General features: G+C 68.0%; 15 protein-coding genes, 3 tRNA genes, 1 pseudogene and 1 riboswitch. Of the genes and pseudogenes, 14 read left to right on the top strand and 5 right to left on the bottom strand.

The features are described from left to right. Nucleotides 1-113: 113 nt before the first annotated feature. The 5 genes from GYB83_RS07795 (at nucleotide 114) to GYB83_RS07775 (ending at nucleotide 4,693) form a co-directional block, all read left to right on the top strand. Nucleotides 114-1,283 carry an ArsB/NhaD family transporter gene (locus tag GYB83_RS07795; protein ID WP_161894952.1) on the top strand — a complete coding sequence of 390 codons (1,170 nt, stop codon included), beginning with the start codon at nucleotides 114-116 and terminating at the stop codon, nucleotides 1,281-1,283. Between the two features lie 217 nt (nucleotides 1,284-1,500). After that, nucleotides 1,501-1,573: transfer RNA gene (locus tag GYB83_RS07790), tRNA-Glu, on the top strand. Between the two features lie 97 nt (nucleotides 1,574-1,670). Next, a tRNA-Asp gene (locus GYB83_RS07785) sits at nucleotides 1,671-1,744 on the top strand. A 28-nt stretch (nucleotides 1,745-1,772) separates the two neighbouring features. Next, nucleotides 1,773-1,846 (top strand) — tRNA-Phe (locus tag GYB83_RS07780). 153 nt (nucleotides 1,847-1,999) lie between these two features. Then, nucleotides 2,000-4,693, top strand: a complete 2,694-nt coding sequence (locus tag GYB83_RS07775; RefSeq protein WP_161894951.1) for a hypothetical protein — start codon at nucleotides 2,000-2,002, stop codon at nucleotides 4,691-4,693. Nucleotides 4,694-4,778: 85 nt separating this feature from the next. Here the strand turns inward: GYB83_RS07775 and GYB83_RS07770 are convergent, their stop codons facing one another. Continuing rightward, nucleotides 4,779-5,381 carry an NUDIX hydrolase gene (locus GYB83_RS07770; RefSeq protein WP_161894950.1) on the bottom strand — a complete coding sequence of 201 codons (603 nt, stop codon included), beginning with the start codon at nucleotides 5,379-5,381 and terminating at the stop codon, nucleotides 4,779-4,781. Nucleotides 5,382-5,511: 130 nt separating this feature from the next. Between GYB83_RS07770 and GYB83_RS07765 the strand changes: the two genes are divergently transcribed. The 4 genes from GYB83_RS07765 (at nucleotide 5,512) to GYB83_RS07750 (ending at nucleotide 9,426) form a co-directional block, all read left to right on the top strand. Then, nucleotides 5,512-6,063, top strand: a complete 552-nt coding sequence (locus GYB83_RS07765) for a YceI family protein (protein ID WP_161895558.1) — start codon at nucleotides 5,512-5,514, stop codon at nucleotides 6,061-6,063. Between the two features lie 100 nt (nucleotides 6,064-6,163). After that, the gene (locus GYB83_RS07760; protein ID WP_308469458.1) at nucleotides 6,164-7,885 is read left to right on the top strand and encodes an adenylate/guanylate cyclase domain-containing protein; all 1,722 of its coding nucleotides are present in this window, start codon (nucleotides 6,164-6,166) and stop codon (nucleotides 7,883-7,885) included. Between the two features lie 2 nt (nucleotides 7,886-7,887). Continuing rightward, nucleotides 7,888-8,772: an oxidoreductase gene (locus GYB83_RS07755; protein ID WP_161894949.1), complete on the top strand. Its 885-nt coding sequence runs from the start codon at nucleotides 7,888-7,890 to the stop codon at nucleotides 8,770-8,772. A 24-nt stretch (nucleotides 8,773-8,796) separates the two neighbouring features. Then, nucleotides 8,797-9,426 (top strand): alpha-ketoglutarate-dependent dioxygenase AlkB, encoded by a 630-nt coding sequence (locus tag GYB83_RS07750; RefSeq protein ID WP_161894948.1) that lies wholly within the window; start codon nucleotides 8,797-8,799, stop codon nucleotides 9,424-9,426. Here GYB83_RS07750 and GYB83_RS07745 read toward each other — a convergent pair. Beyond that, nucleotides 9,423-10,577, bottom strand: coding sequence for a pyridoxal phosphate-dependent aminotransferase (locus GYB83_RS07745; protein ID WP_161894947.1), 1,155 nt, complete (start codon nucleotides 10,575-10,577; stop codon nucleotides 9,423-9,425). The genes GYB83_RS07750 and GYB83_RS07745 overlap by 4 nt on opposite strands. A gap of 84 nt (nucleotides 10,578-10,661) precedes the next feature. Here GYB83_RS07745 and GYB83_RS07740 point away from each other — a divergent pair, with 84 nt between their 5' ends. From GYB83_RS07740 to GYB83_RS07725, 4 genes are read left to right on the top strand one after another with little or no spacing between them, the layout of a single operon-like run. Then, nucleotides 10,662-11,651, top strand: a complete 990-nt coding sequence (locus tag GYB83_RS07740; protein WP_161894946.1) for a FecCD family ABC transporter permease — start codon at nucleotides 10,662-10,664, stop codon at nucleotides 11,649-11,651. Continuing rightward, nucleotides 11,648-12,694 carry a FecCD family ABC transporter permease gene (locus GYB83_RS07735; RefSeq protein ID WP_161894945.1) on the top strand — a complete coding sequence of 349 codons (1,047 nt, stop codon included), beginning with the start codon at nucleotides 11,648-11,650 and terminating at the stop codon, nucleotides 12,692-12,694. The genes GYB83_RS07740 and GYB83_RS07735 overlap by 4 nt, the downstream gene beginning before the upstream one ends. After that, nucleotides 12,691-13,521, top strand: a complete 831-nt coding sequence (locus GYB83_RS07730; RefSeq protein WP_161894944.1) for an ABC transporter ATP-binding protein — start codon at nucleotides 12,691-12,693, stop codon at nucleotides 13,519-13,521. Before GYB83_RS07735 ends, GYB83_RS07730 begins: the two co-directional genes overlap by 4 nt. 49 nt (nucleotides 13,522-13,570) lie before the next feature. Then, nucleotides 13,571-14,584, top strand: coding sequence for an iron-siderophore ABC transporter substrate-binding protein (locus GYB83_RS07725; protein WP_161894943.1), 1,014 nt, complete (start codon nucleotides 13,571-13,573; stop codon nucleotides 14,582-14,584). A 9-nt stretch (nucleotides 14,585-14,593) separates the two neighbouring features. Here the strand turns inward: GYB83_RS07725 and GYB83_RS07720 are convergent, their stop codons facing one another. After that, nucleotides 14,594-16,228 carry a DNA repair helicase XPB gene (locus tag GYB83_RS07720; RefSeq protein ID WP_161894942.1) on the bottom strand — a complete coding sequence of 545 codons (1,635 nt, stop codon included), beginning with the start codon at nucleotides 16,226-16,228 and terminating at the stop codon, nucleotides 14,594-14,596. 12 nt (nucleotides 16,229-16,240) lie between these two features. Beyond that, a pseudogene (locus GYB83_RS07715) lies at nucleotides 16,241-18,560 on the bottom strand (helicase-associated domain-containing protein). Nucleotides 18,561-18,639: 79 nt separating this feature from the next. Between GYB83_RS07715 and GYB83_RS07710 the strand changes: the two are divergent. Then, nucleotides 18,640-18,819 (top strand): hypothetical protein, encoded by a 180-nt coding sequence (locus GYB83_RS07710; RefSeq protein ID WP_371865017.1) that lies wholly within the window; start codon nucleotides 18,640-18,642, stop codon nucleotides 18,817-18,819. Nucleotides 18,820-18,954: 135 nt separating this feature from the next. Here the strand turns inward: GYB83_RS07710 and GYB83_RS07705 are convergent, their stop codons facing one another. Then, complete coding sequence (locus tag GYB83_RS07705; RefSeq protein WP_161894940.1) at nucleotides 18,955-19,602, bottom strand: transglycosylase family protein; 648 nt, start codon at nucleotides 19,600-19,602, stop codon at nucleotides 18,955-18,957. Nucleotides 19,603-19,608: 6 nt separating this feature from the next. Continuing rightward, nucleotides 19,609-19,795, bottom strand: a riboswitch (cyclic di-AMP (ydaO/yuaA leader). Between the last annotated feature and the right edge of the window lie 31 nt (nucleotides 19,796-19,826).

The following is a 19,826-nucleotide window of genomic DNA, read 5'->3' as shown; positions in this document are numbered from 1 at the left end:
CGGCCCGGTCTTTTCTTTGGTCATCGTCGTCGGCGTGTGCCCTCGTCATCGCCGCTACGGCGGGCGCCATTCCAAGTCTGTCGGTGGTCGGTGGCGCGTGGGATGATCGGGCCGTGACCGCAGCACTGGGGCGTTGGTGGCTCGTCGGGGCGTCGGTCGTCGCAGCGGGGGTGCTCGTCGTGGTGTCGCCGGACGATGCGCGCAGTCTTCTCGACCGCCTCACGCCTGTGCTCGTGTTCGTCGCTGCGATGTCGGTCGTGGTCAACACGGCGGCCGACGCCGGCGCGTTCGACGCAGTCGCGACGGGGCTGCAGCGCATCGCACTGCCGAGGCTGTCCGCGCCCGCGGCGACCTGGGTGCGAGTCGTTGTACTCGCGGTGGTCAGCACCGCCTTCCTGTCCCTCGACACGACGGCCATCATGGTGACTCCGCTTGCGGTCGCGGTGGCTCGACGGGCAGGGGTCGGAGTCGGTGCCATCGGTCTCGCGGTGGTGTGGATCGCCAACATCGCGTCCCTGCTTCTCCCGGTCTCGAATCTCACGAACCTGTTGGCGGTGTCAGGCGAGGCGTTCGCCGGTACGGGCGACTACCTGTCGGTGATGTGGCGTCCCGCGCTGGTCGCGACCGCGACCGCTGTGCTGGCGTCGTGGATCGTCTACCGTTCGTCGGCGCGACGGTCGCACGGGTCGGGCATCGGGCACGACGACGCGGCGACCGGCGATCGAGACCCGCGACTGCGCGTGAGTCTTGTCGTGTTGGGCTGCATGCTCCCGCTACTGGTCTCTCCGATCCCGTACTGGTCGACGGCGGTCGGCGGCGCGTTCGTGTTGGTGATCGTGTCGCTGCGGGGCGGGGCTCCGCGGGTGTCGCTCTCGTCGATTCCGTGGCGTTCGTTGATGTTCGTCGTCGCTCTCTCCTCGACGGCCGCCGTGCTCCATTCCCTCGGCGCGATGGACTGGTCGGCTCGAATGCTCAGCGGAAGCGACGAGTCGACCGGTGGGCTGCTCCTCGCCGGCGGTACGGGCGCGCTGTTGTCGAATCTCATCAACAACATCCCGGCGTTCCTCGCCCTCGAAACGGCAGTCGACGGGCATGCGGGGACCGCGGCACTGCTCATCGGCGTCAACGCCGGTCCGATCGTCACGCCGTGGGCGTCACTCGCGACCCTGCTCTGGCACGACCAACTGCGGCGCAACGGCGTCGACGTGCCGTGGCGCCGATACATCCTCGCGGGCTGCATGGTGATGCCGATCGCGGTGATCGCGCCGATACTCGCGGTCTAGTGTCGCGTTCCGAAGACTAGGGCCTGCGGCGTCTGGACCGACTCGACCTCGAAGGCCTTGCCGGCCGACGACGCCGAGACCGGTGTCGGGCGTGCTCGGTCGGATTGTCGCCAACGCGGGGTGAACGCTACGGAAACACCCCTTGGCCTGCGGATTTGTGTTTCTCGGAGTGCGTGCCATAGAGTAATCATCGCTCCCAGCGGGAACAAGAAGACCGGCCCCCTTCGTCTAGCGGCCTAGGACGCCGCCCTTTCAAGGCGGTAGCGCGGGTTCGAATCCCGTAGGGGGTACGCAGATCGGTTCGCACCGAGAAGCTGCCAGACACCGATTCGGTGTTCGGAAGCGGATCGGCTAAGATCGAAAAGCGCAAAAGTTACAAAAGAATATGGCCCTGTGGCGCAGTTGGTTAGCGCGCCGCCCTGTCACGGCGGAGGTCGCGGGTTCGAGTCCCGTCAGGGTCGCTAGGTTTCGGTTTGACCGGCGCCATCCGGCCAGGTAGCTCAGTTGGTACGAGCGTCCGCCTGAAAAGCGGAAGGTCGTCGGTTCGATCCCGACTCTGGCCACGCAAACCCCCTTGCTCACGCAAGGGGGTTTTTGCGTTGCGTGAGCAAGGGGCGAAGACTGTTGTTTTCGACTCAAAGCCGCATGCCGCGGTGAACATCGAGTCAGGCTGTGGAAGTGTGGACACAGTCGAATAACCGTGTCGAGGAGAGATGATGACCGAAGGCGCCGACCAGGACACCGCAAATCCTGAGTTGACCATCGTCGACAACGTCGTCGACCGCGAATACACGGTCGAACGGCTCGTCGAGAACCCTGTGGAAACAGTGATCGACAAGCCGATCACGCTCGAACGCGTCGTCGAACGGCTCGTCATCGACACCGTCGACACCATCATCGACAAGCCTGCCACCGTGTCTCGCCTGGTCGAGAAGCCCGTCGTCACCGTCGTCGACGAAGTGACCGACAAACCCGTCACCGTGCCGCGCATCGTCGAACGGCCCGTCGTCACCATCGAGGACGAGCTCACCGACAAGCCGGTGAACGTCCAGCGCATCGTCGAGCAGCCCGTCGTGACCATCGTCGACGAGGTCGTCGACAAGCCGATCGACGTGTCCCGGGTGGTCGAGCATCCCATCGTCACCGTCATCGACAACGTGGTCGAGAAGCCCGTCGACGTTCCGCGCGTCATCGAGCAGCCCGCCGTCACCATCATCGACGAGATCGTCGACAAGCCGATCGACCTGCCGCGGTTGGTCGAGAAGCCGATCGTCACCGTCTATGACGAGATCGTCGACACCCCCGTGCAGTTGCCGAGGTTGGTCGAGAAGCCCGTCGTCACCGTTGTCGACGAGATCGTCGACACGCCGGTCGAGGTGACCCGGATCGTCGAGAAGCCCGTCATCACCGTCGTCGACGAGATCGAGGACGTCGCCGTCGAGCTGCCCCGGCTCATCGAACGGCCCGTCGTGACAGTCGTCGACGAGGTGAAGGAGACCGAGGTCGAGATCAGTCGTCTCGTCGAGAAGCCGATCGTCACCATCCTCGACCAGATCGCCGACAAACCCGTCGAGATCCAGCGACTGGTGGAACGACTCATCGTGACCGTCGTCGACGAGGTGATCGAACGGCCCGCCGAAGTGCAGCGCGTCATCGAGAAGCTCATCGTCGACATCACCGACACCGTCGTCGAGAAGCCCATCACCGTCGAGCGGATGGTCGAGAAGCCGATCGTCACGCTCGTCGACAAGATCGTCGAAGTGCCCGTCGAATCGATCGTCGAGAAGGTGATCGAGAAGCCCGTCGAGAAGATCATCGAGATCACCGTCGAGAAGCCCGTCGAGAAGATCGTCGAGCACATCATCGAGGTGCCCGTCGAGAAGAACGTTTACACGACGGTCGAGAAGGAGATCGAGGTCCCCGTCGAGGAGGTGATCTACAAGACGGTCGAGAAGCCCGTCGAGAAGATCATCGAGGTCGTCGTCGAACGCGCCGTCGTCAAAGTCGTCGAGGTCCCGAGAGAGGTGGTCGTCGAAAGGCTCGTCGACAAGCCCATCGAGAAGCCGGTCGACCACGTGATCGAGCGGATCGTCGAGAAGCCGAACGTGGTGGAGAAGGTCGTCGAGAAGCCCGTCGAGAAGATCGTCGAGCGGATCGTCGAGAAGCCGAACGTGGTGGAGAAGGTCGTCGAGAAGCCCGTCGACCACGTCCTCGAGCGGATCGTCGAGAAGCCCGACGTGATCGAGGAGATCGTCGAGAAGCCCGTCGACCGGGTGGTCGAACGTGTCGTGGAGATCCCCAACGTCGTCGAGCAAGTCGTCGAGAAGACTGTCGACCACACGATCGAGCGCGTCGTCGAGAAGCCGAACGTGGTGGAGAAGGTCGTCGAGAAGCCTGTCGATCACCTCGTCGAGCGGATGGTCGAGAAGCCGAACGTGATCGAGAAGGTCGTCGAGAAGCCCGTCGACCACATCGTCGAGCGGATCGTGGAGATCCCCAACGTGGTGGAGAAGGTCGTCGAGAAGCCCGTCGACCACACGATCGAACGAGTCGTCGAGAAGCCGAACGTGCTCGAGGAGATCGTCGAGAAGCCCGTCGACCACACCGTCGAGAAGGTCGTCGAGGTCCCCAACATCATCGAGCAGGTCGTCGAACGGCCCGCAGACCACGTCATCGAGAAGATCCTCGAAGTCCCGCAGGTGACGGAGAAGGTCGTCGAGACGCCCGTCGAGAAGGTCGTCGAGAAGGTCGTCGAGAAGCCGAACGTGATCGAGAAGGTCGTCGAGAAGCCCGTCGACCACATCGTCGAGCGGATCGTCGAGAAGCCGAACGTCGTGGAGCAGATCGTCGACAAGCCGGTCGAGCACATCGTCGAGAAGATCGTCGAGCGGCCCGAGATCGTCGAGCGCGTGATCGACAAGCCCGTCCACCGCGAGTTCGAGAAGACCGTGCAGACGCCGGTTCTCGTCGAGAAGGTGATCGAGAAGCAGATCAACGTGGTGTCCGAGCGGGTCGTCGAGAAGCCTGTCGAGCACATCGTGGAGAAGGTCGTCGAGAAGCCCGTCTACCGCGAGGTGGAGCGGATCATCGAGAAGCCGATCGAGAAGATCGTCGAAGTGGTCGTCGAGAAGCCGGTGATCGTCCGCAAGGTGATCGAGAAGGAAGTGGAGCGGGTCGTCGAAGACGACACGTCCACGCGGACCGTCACCCACGACGCCGTCACGGGCGAACCGGTGCGGCCGCACTTCCTCGAGAAGCCCGCGGGCGACGGCGACCGGTGGATCGACGCGGGTACCGGGCAGCATCCCGTCAGCGGCACCGTCGGAGCCGAATCGGAGGAGTCGGCCGCGCGCGACCGCGTGGAGCCGCAGTATCAGGCGCGGCGAGCCAAGCATCGTCAGCCGGACTGACCGCACATCCCGGAGAACCACCGTCCATACGGACCGATAGGGCGCCGACGAGCGTCGTAGGTCCGCACGGACGGTGGTTTCGCGTTCACCGCCAGGCGAACACCGGCTGGTCGTAGTCGGCCACGCGCACGGACTCGCCGTGCAGCGCCACCCTGGCGAATTGGTAGAGCACCGCGGCCGTCGGCGCATGGATTCGGCGACCGATCAGCGGCAACGACATCACCGGACGGTCCGATTCCGGGATGGTCTCGAGTATCGGCTCGGCCTCGGCCAGTTCGTCGAGCTCGATGAGGAACACCCGCTCGACCTCGGCCGGATTCGGGCGGGGCTCGACGTCGTCGTCGCACCACAGCACGGTGGGCGACATGACGAACCCGGAACGGGTGGCGTAGTCGTCCAGGTCGCCCAGTATCGAGTCCGGCCCGAGTCGTATCCCCATCTCCTCCTCAAGTTCTCGCAGTGCCGCCCCGTGGTGTGTCTCGCCGTCGTCGAGGCGCCCACCGGGCAGTGCGAACTGCGCGGCGTGCCGGTTCATGCCGGACGGCCTGCGGGTGAGCCACACTCCGCGACCCGCCTTCGACGGCGCCACCACCACGGTCACGGCAGCGGGGCGTCGGCCCGATCCGGCCGGTATCCGCCGGACGGCGAAGCGGTCGAGTCGGGCCTGCAGTTCGTCTCGAAGCGACATCTGTTCAATGTAACGTCGATCACACCGGGAAGTAAACGGACCATAGTCCGGTTACATTGATTGCAAGCGGCAGGCGAAGCCGGCCGCACGCCCCAGAACTCACCACAGCCGACTCTTCAAGGAGACGATGATGACCACCGCAATCGCACCCGCCGAACTGACCGCAGGCACCTGGAACATCGACCCGGTCCACTCGACCGTCGGCTTCACGGTCCGCCACCTCATGGTGTCGAAGGTCCGCGGCTCGTTCGGCGCCTTCACCGGAACCATCGAGGTGGCCGCCGACGGCACCCCGGCCGTCAACGCCACCATCGACGTGACCTCGATCGACACCCGGAACGCGCAGCGTGACGAGCACGTCCGATCGGCCGACTTCTTCGACGCGGGCAATCACCCGACCGCGACGTTCGTCTCCACCTCGGTCGAGGCGAAGGGCGACGACTACCTCGTCCACGGCGACTTCACCCTTCGTGGCGTCACCAAGCCGGTCACGCTGGAGATGGAGTTCAACGGCGTGAACCCGGGCATGGGCCACGGAGCCGTCGCGGGATTCGACGCCAAGACCGTCATCAACCGCAAGGACTTCGGCATCGACATCGAGATGCCGCTGGAGACCGGCGGCACCGTGGTCGGCGACAAGATCACGATCACCCTCGAGATCGAGGCTGTGCTCGCCGCCTGACCCAGGCCACTGAGCGGTCACGACAGTGATCGCGCACACCCCGTCACCTCCCAGGTATTCGGTACTCTCTCAGAGACGAAGACCTGGGAGGTGATGCGTTGTGCTGACCGAACGGCAGCGGGAACGGGCGCACAGCATCGCCGACCGGATGGATCGCCGGTTCAAGACCATCTCCATGCTCGGCGGCCTCAACGAACGCGGCCGAGACCGCGACGAGGTGGAGATCCTCGAACTCGACCCGCAGACCCGACGGGCGTTCGCCAAGCGCGGGCTGGTGATCGGCGGGGCGATCGTCGCGGGCGCCAAGGTGCTGATCGGGATCGAGACGTTCGTCGCGGTCCTCCTGGCGTTCAACGGCGGACGTGTGGAGATCCACACGGACGCCGACATGGGCGCGGTCCTCATCGCATTGCTGTTCGGGACCGTCGTCAGCGTCGTCGCATCGATCGTCCTCCTGCTCCCGCAGTACCGCTGGTTCATCACCGCCGAACCCGCCGACGCCCGACGCCGCCGCGACGTGGTGCGGATACCGGCCCGCCTCGTCGTCGCCGACGTCGTCGGCTGGGTGCTCGCGTTCAGCGTGTACGTCCTGATCTCCGACATGCGCCCGGTGTTCGTGTTGTCGGTCGGCGGCGCATTCGGGCTGGCGGCGATCACCTCGGGCTCGCTGACGTACCTGTTCGCCGAGAGCGCCGCCCGTCCGCTGGCGATCCTGGCGATGCGCGGATCGACGTCCACCAGGGTGGTGCACGGCGTCCGTGAACGCATGATCGTCGTGTGGGTGGTGTCGTCGGCCGTCCCGATGGTCGGTCTCCTGCTGGTGAATCTCGGACGCGGCCTCGGCTGGGTGCCGCCCGTCGCCGACACCGTCGACTGGACCGTCATCCTCCTCGCGATCATCGCGCTGACCTCGGGCGCGCGTGTCGTCGGTCTGGTCAACCGGGCCATCGCCGATCCGCTGAACGACATGCGCGAAGTGGTCGAGGCGGCCCGCAACGGCGACATCTCGCAGCGCGTCGCGGTCTACGACGCGTCCGAGCTCGGTGTGCTGCAGGCGGGCCTGAACGCGATGCTCGACGGTCTCGCCGAACGCGAGCGGATGCGCGACATCTTCTCCAGGCACGTCGGCGACCACGTCGCGCAGCTCGCCCTGGAGCAGGACGGCGAACTGGTCGGAGCCAACACCGATGTGGCCGTGATCTTCGTCGACATCACCGGTTCGACGGCGTTCGCGGCCGACCGCGACCCTCGCGAGACGGCCGTCGTGTTGAACGCCTTCTTCTCGATCGTCGCCGACGTCGTCGACAGGCACGGCGGGTTCATCAACAAGTTCGAGGGCGACGCCGCGCTCATCGTGTTCGGTGCGCCCGCGCCGCTCGCCGACCCGGCGCTCGCGGCCCTGGCCGCGGCCAGGGAGCTCGGCGTGGAACTCAGTGAACGACTCCCGCTCGAATGGGGGATGGGCGTCGCCTACGGGCGGGTGTTCGCGGGCAACATCGGTGCCCGGACCCGATACGAGTACACGGTGATCGGCGACTCGGTCAACGAGTCGGCGCGCCTCTCCGACCTCGCGAAAGAGGGGTATTCGTCGGTGTACGCGAGCCGCGCGGCGATCGAGGCCGCCGACCCCGTCGAGGCGGAGCACTGGCGGCGCGTCGACCGGCAGGTGTTGCGCGGCCGCGTCAACGTGACGGAGATCTTCGCTCCGAGTGAACTGCTCGTTCGCCATGAACCGCCGTCCCTCGGTAGTGTTCTCGCCGACCTCGTGAAGTTCGCCATGCCGGGCGAGCGGGCGTCGAGAGTCGCGACCAAGGAGCCGTAGACGTGAGTGGCTGGAGTCGCGCCGATATCCCCGCGCAGGACGGGCGGCGCGTGATCGTCACGGGCGCCAACAGCGGAATCGGCGCCGAGACGGCGATCGCGCTCGCCGCGGCCGGGGCCCGCGTGACGCTGGCCTGCCGCACCATCGACAAGGCTCGGGTCGTCGCCGACCGGATCGGTCCGTCGGCCGTCGTCGCCCACCTCGACCTCTCGGACCTGGCATCGGTTCGGGCCTTCGCCGACACGGTCGACGAGACGGACGTGCTCGTCAACAACGCCGGCGTGATGGCGGTGCCGTACGCCCTGACGGCCGACGGCTTCGAGATGCAGATGGGGACCAACCACCTCGGCCACTTCGCGCTGACCGCGCTGCTGCTGCCTCGAGTGACCGAACGGGTCGTCGTCCTGACTTCGCACGGTCATCGGTTCTCGCGATTGAACGTCGACGACCTCAACTGGGAGCGCCGCCGCTACCGCAGGCAGATCGCCTACGGCGATTCGAAGTTCGCCAACATGCTGTTCGGGCTGGAGCTCGCACAGCGCTTCGAGCGGTCCGGTTCGACGAAGCTGGCCGTGCTCGCGCATCCCGGCTATGCGCAGACCGGGCTGATGGGGAAGTCGGAGACCGCGTTCGACCGCCTGACCAAGGCGGGCGAAGTGCTGCGCGTCGGCCAGTCCGCCGCGCGGGGCGCCCTGCCGACGCTGTTCGCTGCGACGTCGCCGGACGCCGTCAACGGCGGCTACTACGGGCCGGACGGCATCGGTGGCCTTCGCGGCAGCCCGACGGTCGCGTCGCGTCGCCGCAGGTCGGACGATCAGGATCTCCGCGACCGCCTGTGGGCCGAGTCGGAGCGTCTCGTCGGGATCGAGTTCCCACCGGTCACGTGATCGAACAGGTGTACGATAGGGCGCATGACCGCGGGCCTGCAGGCGTCGTTGTTCGATGCGATCGACGCCGAGTCGAGACTGACTCGACTGAGCGACGGTGTGCGCCGGACCCCGCTCGCCCGCGGTGCGTGGGTCGACGTCCGGCCGGGCTGGTTGCAGGGGTCGACCGCCGTGTTCGATGCGCTTGCGACGTCGGTCTCGTGGCGCGAAGAGGAACGTCGCATGTACGACGCGACGGTCGCGGTGCCTCGGCTGATGGCGACGTACTTCACGGAGTCGGAGTTCCCCCATCCGATTCTCCGTGCCGCGCGCGAGGCGTTGTCATCGCACTACCGTGACGTGCTCCCGGAGGCCTTCGCCACCGCGGGCCTATGCCTGTATCGCGACGGCGCGGACAGCGTCGCGTGGCACGGAGACCGGATCGGACGGGGCCGCGACAGCGACACCCTGGTCGCCATCCTCTCGCTCGGATCGCCCCGACCGTTGCTGCTGCGACCGCGTGGCGGGGGAGCGTCCCGCCGATTCGTGCTCTCGTCCGGCGACCTCCTCGTGATGGGCGGCAGCTGCCAGCGCACCTGGGACCACGCCGTCCCCAAGACGCCGGGCGTCGGACCGCGGATCAGCGTCCAGTTCCGGCCGTCCGGTGTCTTCTAGAGCGACCGGAGACGGTCTGCGGCTTCGGTGATCGCGTCGTCGCTCTTGGCGAAGGCGAAGCGCACCATGTGACGCCACGGGCCGGCGTCGTCGACGAACGCGCTGACCGGTACGGCGGCCACGCCGACCCGTGCGGGCAGTTCACGGCAGAACGCTGCACCGTCGACGACTCCGAGCGGCCGGGGGTCGGCGCACACGAAGTACGTGCCCTGACTGCGGTGGACGTCGAACCCGGCGTCCGAGAGTGCTGAGGACAGCAGGGTGCGCTTGCGTCCGAGGGCCTCGGCGTCGGCGCGCACCCAGTCCATGTCGGTGCGCAGGGCGTGGGCGACGGCGGGCTGGAACGGGCCGCTGCCGACGTAGGTGAGGTACTGCTTGGCGGCCCGAACAGCGCGGATCAGGTCGGCGGGTCCGCTGATCCAGCCGACCTTCCAGCCGGTGACGTGGAACGTCTTGGCCGCGCCCGAGATCCGCAGGGTGCGCTCCTTCATCCCGGGCAGCGTCGCGAGCGATCGGTGGACGGCGCCGTCGAACACGAGGTGCTCGTACACTTCGTCGGTGATCGCCACGACGTCGTGCTCGACGCAGAGCCTGGCGATCTCGGCGAGGTCATCGTCGGAGAGGATCGTGCCGGTCGGATTGTGCGGCGAGTTCACGATGACGGCCCTGGTTCGCGGGCCGAAGGCGGAGGCGAGGGCGTCGCGGTCGAGCCGGAAGCCGTCGCCGTCCCGGACGAGGGGGACGGTGCGTCGCACGCCTGCGGCGAGTGCGACCGTAGCGGCGTACGCGTCGTAGTACGGCTCGATCATCACGACCTCGTCGCCTGCCTCGACGAGCCCGAGGACCGCACCCGCGATGGCCTCGGTGGCGCCCACGGTGATGAGCACTTCGGTGTCGGGGTCGTAGGCGATTCCGTAGTCGTCGAGTTGCTGGGCGGCGACGGCCTCCCGCAGTTCGGGGACGCCCGGGCCGGGCGGGTACTGGTTGAACCCTCCGGTGATGGCGGCGCGGGCCGCGTCGAGCATCGACTCGGGCCCGTCGGAGTCGGGAAATCCCTGTCCGAGGTTGATCGCGTCGTGCCGCACGGCCAACGCCGACATCTCGGCGAAGATCGTCGACGTGAACGGGCGCATCCGGCTGACGAGCTGCATGCGCCCAGCCTATGCGTGCCGTGGCGTCCCGGTGCGAGACGACACTGGTCAGGCATATCCATGAGGTATTGCTAACCTAACTCAATGACAAGGCCTCGGATGCTCGCGCTGCTCGGCGCGCTGCTGCTCGTGGCCGCAGTCGCGTCGGTGCTCTTCGCGACGCGGTCGGTCGGGGTCGTCGACGTCGTCGAGGCATTCTGGAACCGAGACCCGTCGGACGATCTGTACATCCTCATCCGCGACGAGCGGATCCCGCGGACGGCGATGGCGATCGTCGTCGGGGCCGCGATGGCTGTCGCGGGCGCGGTGATCCAGGGATACACGCGGAATCCGCTGGCCGACCCCGGAATCCTCGGCATCTCCAACGGCGCCGGTTTCGCGGTGGTCCTGGCCGTGATGCTGTTCGGTGCGCAGAGCATCACCGCGGCCCTGCTGTTCGGGTTGGTCGGAGCGGCGGTGGCCGCCGTGCTGGTGTTCGGCGTCGCCACCTTCGGTGCGGGCGGCGGACCGATGTCCCTCGTGCTGGCGGGCGCGGCGCTGACCGCGCTGTTCGTGTCCGCCACCAGCGCCATCGTGATCTCCAACCGGCAGAGTCTCAACCAGTTCCGCACCTGGAACGCGGGCTCGCTCGTCGGACGTGGCTTCGACGTCCTCGGTCCCGTCCTGCCGCCGATCCTGGTGGGGCTGGTGCTGGCGTTCGCGATCGGGCCGGCACTCAACGCCCTCGCCGTCGGCGACGACACCGCGACGGCTCTGGGCATCCGCATCGGCTGGGTGCGCATCGCGGGCTTCGTGTCGATCACACTGCTGACCGGATCGGCCAGTGCGGCCGTCGGCCCGATCGTGTTCGTCGGACTGGTGGTGCCGCACCTGATTCGGGGCGTCATCGGGCCCGACCATCGCTGGCTGCTGCCACTGTGCGTGCCTGCGGGAGGAACGCTGATGTTGGTGTCCGACATCATCGGACGTGTCGTTCTGCGGCCGGCGGAGGTGCCGGTCGGGGTGATCCTGGCGTTCGTCGGCGTCCCGTTCTTCATCTGGTTCATCCGGCGGCGCAGGCTGGTGGTCGGATGACCGCGCGCATCCTGCCGCGTCCCGGTGAGGTGGCTCTGCCGTTCCCTCGGATGCGGGTCCGCTGGTACGGGATCGCCGTCGGAGCCGTCTTGGCCGCGCTCACCGTGTTGGCGGTGGCTGTCGAACTGTCCGTCGGCGAGTATCCGATCCCGCTCGGGAAGTCGTTCGAGATCCTCGTCGGGGGCGGTGACTACGTTGAGCGGCTCGTGGTCGACTCCCGCATGACCAGGGCGCTCGTCGCGTTGGGCGCGGGTGTCGCATTGGGCGCGGGCGGAGCTCTCACGCAGACGACCGCCAAGAATCCGCTCGCCAGCCCCGACGTCATCGGCATCTCCATGGGCGCCAGCGCCGCGGCCGTGTTCGTCGTGGTCATGATGCCGAATGCGGCAGGAGCGTGGGGCGTGCCGATCGCCGCGATGGTCGGCGGCATCCTCACCGCGGCGATCGTGATCGTGCTCGTGTCCGGCAACGGCATCGACACCATGCGCATCGTCCTCGTCGGTGTGGCCGTCAACGCGCTCGCCGCGGCAGCCGTCTCCTTCCTCCTCGTCAGCGTCGACCTGCAGGCCGCGTCGGACGGCGTCGAATGGCTCGCGGGCAGCGTCACGAACCGGACGTGGACGCACGTGTGGCCGTTGTGGATCACGATCGCGGTGTGCGCGGTCGCCGTCGCGATCAGTTCCTTCGACCTGCGCGTGATCCGGCTGTCGGACGCCTCGGCCCGCGGGCTCGGGGCTCCGGTCACCGTGCTCACCGTCGTCTACTGGGTGATCGCGGTGCTCCTGGTGTCGGCGGCGGTGGCCGCGGCCGGACCGATCGCCTTCATCGCGCTCGCCGGTCCGCAGATCGCGCGGTTGCTGTTTCGGTCGCCGACGCCGCCGCTGATCGGGTCGGCGCTGACCGGCGCGGTCCTCCTTCTCGGGGCCGACCTCGTGGGGCGGACGGCGCTCTCCGACCTGCCGGTCGGCGTGATCACCGGCGTCCTCGGGGCTCCGTTCTTCCTGGCACTGCTGGTGATCGCGAACAGAAAGGCGACGGTATGACGAAGGAGTCGGCGGGGCGGGGCCTCGCGGCACGGGGGATCACCGTCGGCTACCGCGACCGCACGGTGCTCTCCGACTTGTCGGTCGAGATCGCGCCGAACGCGTTGACCGGCATCGTCGGACCCAACGGTTGCGGCAAGTCGACGCTGGTGAAGGCGATGTCGAGATTGACGCCGACGTCGGCGGGCGAGATCGTGCTCGACGGTTCGCCGATCTCGTCGATGTCGACGCGCGCGCTGGCACGGGCGATCGGCGTGCTTCCCCAGAATCCGATCGCACCCGACGGCATCCTCGTCGCCGATCTGGTGGCGCTCGGGCGCCATCCGCACCAGAACTGGATCCGGCAGTGGTCGGGTCGCGACTCGGACGAGATCACGCGAGCGCTCGAACAGACCGGGGTGGCCGATCTCGCCGAGCGTCGAGTGTCCGACCTGTCCGGTGGACAACGACAGCGGGTGTGGGTCGCGATGGTGCTGGCTCAGCAGACCGAGTTCCTGCTGCTCGACGAGCCGACGACCTACCTCGACCTGGCGCGAAGCTTGGAACTGCTCGACCTCGTCGACCGCCTGCACGCGGAGCAGGGACGGACGGTGGTCATGGTGCTCCACGATCTGGCGTTGGCGTGCCGGTACTGCGACGAGCTCATCGTCATGCGCGACGGTCGAGTGGTGGTCCAGGGGCCGCCGAAGGAGATCGTCACCGAGGACCTGCTGTGGGACGTGTTCGGCCTGCGGAGTCGGGTGATCGCCGATCCGGTCTCCGACCAGCCGCTCGTGGTCCCGGTCGGGGAGCGTCGGATCACTGCGCCCGGCTTTGAACTTAGGTAATGCTCACCTAGGCTTACCGGGAATTGTTCGCACGAACCACGGAGAGAACATGGCTACGAACTATCGGCGCCGGATCGGCGTCCTCGCAGTCGTCACCGCACTGATCGCGACGCTCGTCGCGTGCGGCGGCAACGACGACGCCGCGACCGGATCGGGCGCCGTGACCCCCGAGTCGGGGGCACTGCCCGTCACACTCACCCACAAGTTCGGTCAGACCACCGTGACGAAGCCCGCGAGTCGCGTCGTCTCGCTCGGCTACACCGATCAGGACGCGCTCCTGGCCCTCGGCGTGACCCCGGTCGCGGTGCGCAACTGGGACGGGATGGCCCCCAAGGGCGAACCGGCAGGCAACTGGGCTCTCGACAAGGTGACCGGTGAGAAGCCGAAGATCATCATGTCCGAGACCGTCTCCTTCGAAGAGGTCGCGGCCCTCAAACCCGACCTGATCGTCGCCGTCTACTCCGACGTCGACAAGTCGATGTACGACCAGCTCAGCAAGCTCGCCCCGGTGATCGTCCAGAAGGCCGACTACGCCGACTACCAGCAGCCGTGGGACGTCACGACCCTCGAGATCGGCAAGGCCGTCGGCAAGCCCGCGGCCGCGCAGTCCCTCGTCGACGGAGTGAAGGCCAAGATGGCCGCCCTCGCGGGCCGCCACCCAGAGTGGAAGACCAAGTCGCTGTCCATCGCCACCTACGACGGCACCGACCTCGCCGCGTTCGCGGGCGGCGACCCGCGCGTCGTGTTCTTCGCCTCGCTCGGATTCCGTCCCAACGAGGCGGTCAACGCGGCCGCGGGCGACAAGTTCTACGCGAAGCTCTCCATCGAGGAGGCCCGCAAGCTCGACACCGACGTGATCGTGTGGGACCAGCTGTCGTACGCGCCCAAGGGCAAGGCGACGGTCACCGACCAGTCGACGCTCGCCAACCTGCCCGCGGTCAAGGGGAACCGCAGCGTCTTCCTCGAGGGCGACCTCGAGAAGGCGTTCGGCTGGCAGACCGTGCTCAGCCTGACGTACGTGCTCGACAACATCGAGCAGCCGCTGGTCGCCGCGACGAGCTGACCTGTAGGTTCACAGGTCTGCCGCATCGATGATGCGGTAGGCGTAGCCCTGTTCGGCGAGGAAGCGCTGGCGGTGGGCGGCGTAGTCGGCGTCCAGAGAATCACGGGACACGACCGAGTAGAAGTGCGCCTGCCCGCCGTCGGCCTTCGGGCGCAGGAGACGTCCGAGGCGTTGCGCCTCCTCCTGGCGGGAACCGAATGTGCCTGACACCTGGACGGCGACCGATGCCTCCGGCAGGTCGATGGAGAAGTTGGCGACCTTCGACACGACGAGCGTCGACAGCTCGCCGCGGCGGAACGCGTCGAACAGCTTCTCCCGCTCGGCGTTGCGGGTGGAGCCCTGAATCACCGGGCAGTCGAGGATCCGGCCCAGTTCTTCGAGCTGGTCGATGTACGCGCCGATGACGAGAGTCTGTGCGTCCTTGTGCCTGTCGAGGATCCGCTTGACGACGTTCACCTTCGAATGCGCGGTGGAACAGAGCTTGTACTTCTCCTCCTGCTCGGCCACCGCGTACTGGAGGCGTTCCTCGTCGGTCATGGTGACGCGGACCTCGACGCAGTCGGCGGGCGCGATCCAGCCCTGAGCCTCGATGTCCTTCCACGGGGCGTCGTATCGCTTGGGGCCGATGAGGCTGAACACGTCGCCTTCGCGGCCGTCCTCGCGGACCAGGGTCGCGGTGAGTCCGAGGCGGCGGCGCGATTGAAGGTCTGCGGTCATCCGGAACACCGGGGCCGGGAGCAGATGGACCTCGTCGTAGACGATGAGGCCCCAGTCGCGGGAGTCGAACAGGTCGAGGTTCTTGTACTCGCCCTTCGACTTGCGGGTCATCACCTGATACGTGGCGATGGTGACCGGACGAATCTCCTTGCGTTCGCCCGAGTACTCGCCGATCTCCTCCTCGGTGAGCGAGGTTCGGGCGATCAGTTCGCGCTTCCACTGCCTGCCCGCAACGGTGTTGGTGACCAGGATCAACGTCGTCGCGGCCGCCTTCGCCATCGCGGCCGCGCCGACCATCGTCTTGCCCGCGCCGCACGGCAGGACGACGACGCCCGAGCCGCCCGCCCAGAACGAGTCGGCGGCGAGCTCCTGGTAGTCGCGCAGCTCCCAGCCGTCCTGGACCAGGTCGATGGGATGCGCCTCGCCGTCGACGTAGCCCGCGAGATCCTCGGCGGGCCAGCCGACTTTCAGCAGCACCTGCTTGAGGCGTCCGCGCTCGGACGGGTGTACGACGACGGTGTCGTCGTCGAGCCGCGCGCCGAGCATCGGGGACACCTTCTTGTTGCGCAGGATCTCCTCGAGGACGGCGCGGTCGAACGACACGAGGGTCAGGCCGTGCGCGGGATGCTTCACCAGCTGCAGGCGGCCGAAGCGGCCCATGGTGTCGACGATGTCGACGAGCAGCGGTTGGGGCACGGGGAAACGCGAATAGGTGACGAGGGCGTCGACCACCTGCTCGGCGTCGTGCCCGGCCGCTCGCGCATTCCACAGGGCGAGCGGCGTGACCCGGTACGTGTGGATGTGCTCGGGTGCGCGTTCCAACTCGGCGAACGGAGCGATCGCCGCGCGCGCCGCGCCCGCGTCGGGATGATCGACCTCCAGCAGGAGGGTCTTGTCCGATTGCACGATCAGCGGTCCGTCACTCACCGGACCATTGTCTCAGAGCAGTTCGACGCGGGTGATCCGGTGCAGGGCGAACCGGACGTCCCGATCGCCAGCCTCCTCGTCGGCGACGAGTTGCCCCGCCGCCAGCGACCTCGCCTTGACGACGTGCCTGCTGGCGCCGCCCTGCGCGTCGACGTAGCCGATCCGGAGTCGACGCCCGGTCTGCAGGGCCAACTGGATCAACGTGGACGTCGTCTCCCCCGAGCCGGATCCCGATGTGGCCTGTGCCGTTATCGGCCCGTCGGCACGGTCGGCCGTCCGCATGCGGGTGACGACCGTGGCAGCCTGACCTGGTCCGATGCGTCCGCGGCGGGCCGGACGACGAGCACTCGACGCCCTGGCCGCCACCCGGACTCCCGTGCTGCGCAGGTCGACGAGCGATCCGGACGAGTCCTCGCCCGCGGGAGCGAAGCCCGCGGCGCGCAGCCTGTCGATCACCTCGCGCAGTGGAGCGGCCGAGACCGCGACAGTCGGAGCGAGCGCGCGCAGCGCGAGTTCCGCGGCGGCGTCGCTCCGCAGCACCTCGGTGAGCATCGCCCACCCGAAGGCTGCCGTGGCGACGGGCGACGTCGTCGATGAGGTAGGTCAACGATTGCGGGACCGGCGTCTTGGAGTGATCGGTGAACAGGGCCGACAGTTCGGCCGCCGTGCGCCCGGCGTCCAGCGCGCGGCGGATCCCGTCCTCGGTCACGCGGTACACCGATGCCGCGCCACCCGATTCGAGGTCGGCGACGAGGGCGAGTCGATCGGCGAGCCCAGAAGTCAGCGGTCCCGGCACCGTGACGGTGAAATCGGCCTGGACCAGGAAGTAGTCGATGGGTTCCGGCAGCGCGGCGGCCATCGCCGCGACGAGTGCGGCGGATCCGTCGTCCGCGTCCGGATCGACGGCGAGCAGAGCCCGACCCACCGAGGTGAGGCTGCCGTGCGCCACCAGGCCGAGTTCGGTTGCTTCGCGGAGCGTTTCGCCGACCACCGACCGAGTGAGTCTGCGCAGTTGCCTCGGGTGCCGCCAGCCGAGCAAGGTCACGAGGGAGTCGACGGCGATCTCGACCGCGGGGTCGGCGTCGGTGAGGGGCTCCAGAACCGTCCGTCGGAGTGCGGGCGCCGATGCGTCGAACGATTCCGATGCGAGTGCCCCGATGATCGCGCCGTCGCGGTCGGTCTCGCCGATCTGCGATGCGCGACGCGGCAGGTCGAGCCATGCGGTCGCCAACGACGCCCAGCGTCGTTCCGGGCCCTGCGCGCGCCAGCCGTCGACCGTGGTGGTCGGGGCGAACACCTCGTCGACGGTCAGCGCGTCCATCGACTCGGGTGTCCCGGCGCCGATCAGCCGGGCCGCGGCGAGCAGTTCGATCACGAGGCCGACCCTGGTGACGGTGAGTCCGGTGCTCTTGGCGAGACGCCGCAGCTCCCGGATGCCCATGCCGCCCGATCGGAGCACCGCGGCCGGTGCGTCGCCGAGCGCGCCGATCACGTCCGCGGTGTGACGCAGCAGTTCCAGCGCCTCGCCCGCGCCCGCGGCGTCCACGTCGTACCGGGAGGGTTCTCCGGTGAGCGCCGGTTCACGCAACGCCGCGGTCTGCAGCGGCGGCTCGCCCCGCAGGACCTGCCCCACCTGGGGCGGGAGTTCGACGGTCTGTTCGTCGACGCGGGCCAGCAGGTCGGCCGCAAGCAGGCGGGGGACCGGAGCCGCGGGATCGGCGTCGGGGGCGGCGTCGCGGGAACGGCCGAGCGCCGGTCCCTGTGCCAGCGTCGTCAGCAGTTCGCGGGGTCGGTCGTCCAGTGCGGCGACGGCGTCGGCGATCCGGGCGGCGTCGACCGACGCGAGCGGACCGAGCAGGTGCGGGGCCCGCCACGGCAATGCGGACGGGAGATGTGCTCCCGCCACCCAGTGCGTCGCCTTGCGTCCCGACTGTCGGGCGGGCCAGATCAACGCGCGGTCGGACAGCAGTGCCAGTCGGGCGTCCACGTCGGCCCGCAGCGCCCGTCGTCCGAGCAGCGCGACGATGTCGTCCCTGCCGACCGGCCCGAGGAGGTCGTGTCGAGGGGTGACGTCTCCCGTCGTTCGAGCCGCGTCTCCCGTCTTTCGAGCGCAGTCGAGAAACGCCTCGAGCACGGCGATCGCGAGCAGGTCCAGCTCGTCGCCCGCGAGGGAGATCGATGCCGCAGACATGGCGCGTTGGGCGAGGACTCCGGTGCCGCGCGGCGGGGGAGAAGCGAGGTCGGGGCGTCGGACCAGCAGGTCGACGAGCCGATCGTCCGGACGGGACGCCAACTCCTCGGACGCGGTGCGCGGGTGTTGGTCCGGACTCATTCGGTCCATGCTACCGACCGGGCACGGAACTCCCCGGGTGTGTAGGTCCGCGGGGCGGGCGCATGGCAGAATGATCCACGTGGCTAACAAGAATGGATATGTGGACGCGGGCTGGCCCGAAGAGACCGGCGACGACCACGCTGTGACCGAGCTCCTCGCGCACCTGTCGGGTGCACTGTCCCCGTTCGGCGAGACGCAGTTCCCGCTTCCCGTCGACGACCTCCCGTACATTCACGCGAAGACCGTCGTCAACCGCTGACGCCGCTCCGACATCACGGCCCCCGCTCATCGAGCGGGGGCCGTTCTCGTTCCGGGGACGTGGGTGCCGCGGTGATGCGAAAGACCCCCGCCCTGGCGACAGAGCGGGGGTCTTTCGAAAGATCCGGGGTGAAGATCAGAACTTCAGGAGGCCCTTGTTCTGGTTGAACAGCTTGACCTGGTCCGGGGTGAGGTCGTAGCCGGAAGCCTTGGCTGCGTCCCATGCCTTGCGGACCTCGGGGCTCACGTTGGAGTCCTTGATCTCGTTGTCGACCTGAGCCTTGGCGTCGTCGCTCGACTTGGCGTTCTCGGTCTTCGAGAGGTCGAACTTCTTGTTCTCGGAGCCCTTGTTCTCGTCGGCCTTGGGGGCTGCTGCCTTCGGCGACGCGGGGACGTCACGCTGCGACGGGCCCGAGAGGACGGTGCCGCAGACGGGCCATGCGCCCTTGCCCTGGGTGGCGAGAACGCGCTCGCCGATGGCGATCTGCTGCTCGCGGGTGGCCTGGTCGGCGGTGGGAGCGTACTGGGTGCCGCCGTTGGCCGCCCAGGTGCTCGGGCTGAACTGCAGGCCGCCGTGGTAGCCGTTGCCGGTGTTGATGGCCCAGTTGCCGCCGGACTCGCACTGTGCGACCTGGTTCCACTCGGCGTCGGTGGCGGCCGAGGCGTTGCCCGCGCCCAGGAGGGCTGCGCCGCCGCCGATGCCGCCGAGGACACCAGCGGTGACGGCGATCTTGGCGAAAGTCTTGGTGTTGCTGGTCGTCTGCTTGGAGTGACGTCCGGACATAAGTGTGTTTCCTCTCTCCACGCGCCTACGAGGTGAGCTGTCGGGTTCGGGCGAGAGGTGCCCGGCCTTCCGGTTCGGCTGGTGAGCCTGGCCGTCGGACTTAACCCCAAGGCATCCGATTGCTCGGTTGCCGGGTCTCACGGGGAGATGGTGGGTCCCCCGTCCTCGCTCCTGAATTCACTGTGTGAGTTTCCCTGTCCGGCGGAGCGAGGCTTGGCGCGGTC

Origin of the sequence: Gordonia spumicola (assembly GCF_009932475.1) — a bacterium.
GTDB classification, from domain to species: Bacteria; Actinomycetota; Actinomycetes; order Mycobacteriales; family Mycobacteriaceae; genus Gordonia; species Gordonia spumicola.
Note: the sequence above shows the minus strand (reverse complement) of the source record. Positions and strands in the feature narration are given on the sequence as shown.

Coding starts and splice junctions, on each gene's coding strand:
- GYB83_RS07775 (WP_161894951.1), top strand. CDS start 2,000: ATGACCGAAGGCGCCGACCAGGACACCGCAAATCCTGAGTTGACCATC.
- GYB83_RS07770 (WP_161894950.1), bottom strand. CDS start 5,381: ATGTCGCTTCGAGACGAACTGCAGGCCCGACTCGACCGCTTCGCCGTC.
- GYB83_RS07765 (WP_161895558.1), top strand. CDS start 5,512: ATGACCACCGCAATCGCACCCGCCGAACTGACCGCAGGCACCTGGAAC.
- GYB83_RS07750 (WP_161894948.1), top strand. CDS start 8,797: ATGACCGCGGGCCTGCAGGCGTCGTTGTTCGATGCGATCGACGCCGAG.
- GYB83_RS07745 (WP_161894947.1), bottom strand. CDS start 10,577: ATGCAGCTCGTCAGCCGGATGCGCCCGTTCACGTCGACGATCTTCGCC.
- GYB83_RS07740 (WP_161894946.1), top strand. CDS start 10,662: ATGACAAGGCCTCGGATGCTCGCGCTGCTCGGCGCGCTGCTGCTCGTG.
- GYB83_RS07735 (WP_161894945.1), top strand. CDS start 11,648: ATGACCGCGCGCATCCTGCCGCGTCCCGGTGAGGTGGCTCTGCCGTTC.
- GYB83_RS07730 (WP_161894944.1), top strand. CDS start 12,691: ATGACGAAGGAGTCGGCGGGGCGGGGCCTCGCGGCACGGGGGATCACC.
- GYB83_RS07725 (WP_161894943.1), top strand. CDS start 13,571: ATGGCTACGAACTATCGGCGCCGGATCGGCGTCCTCGCAGTCGTCACC.
- GYB83_RS07705 (WP_161894940.1), bottom strand. CDS start 19,602: ATGTCCGGACGTCACTCCAAGCAGACGACCAGCAACACCAAGACTTTC.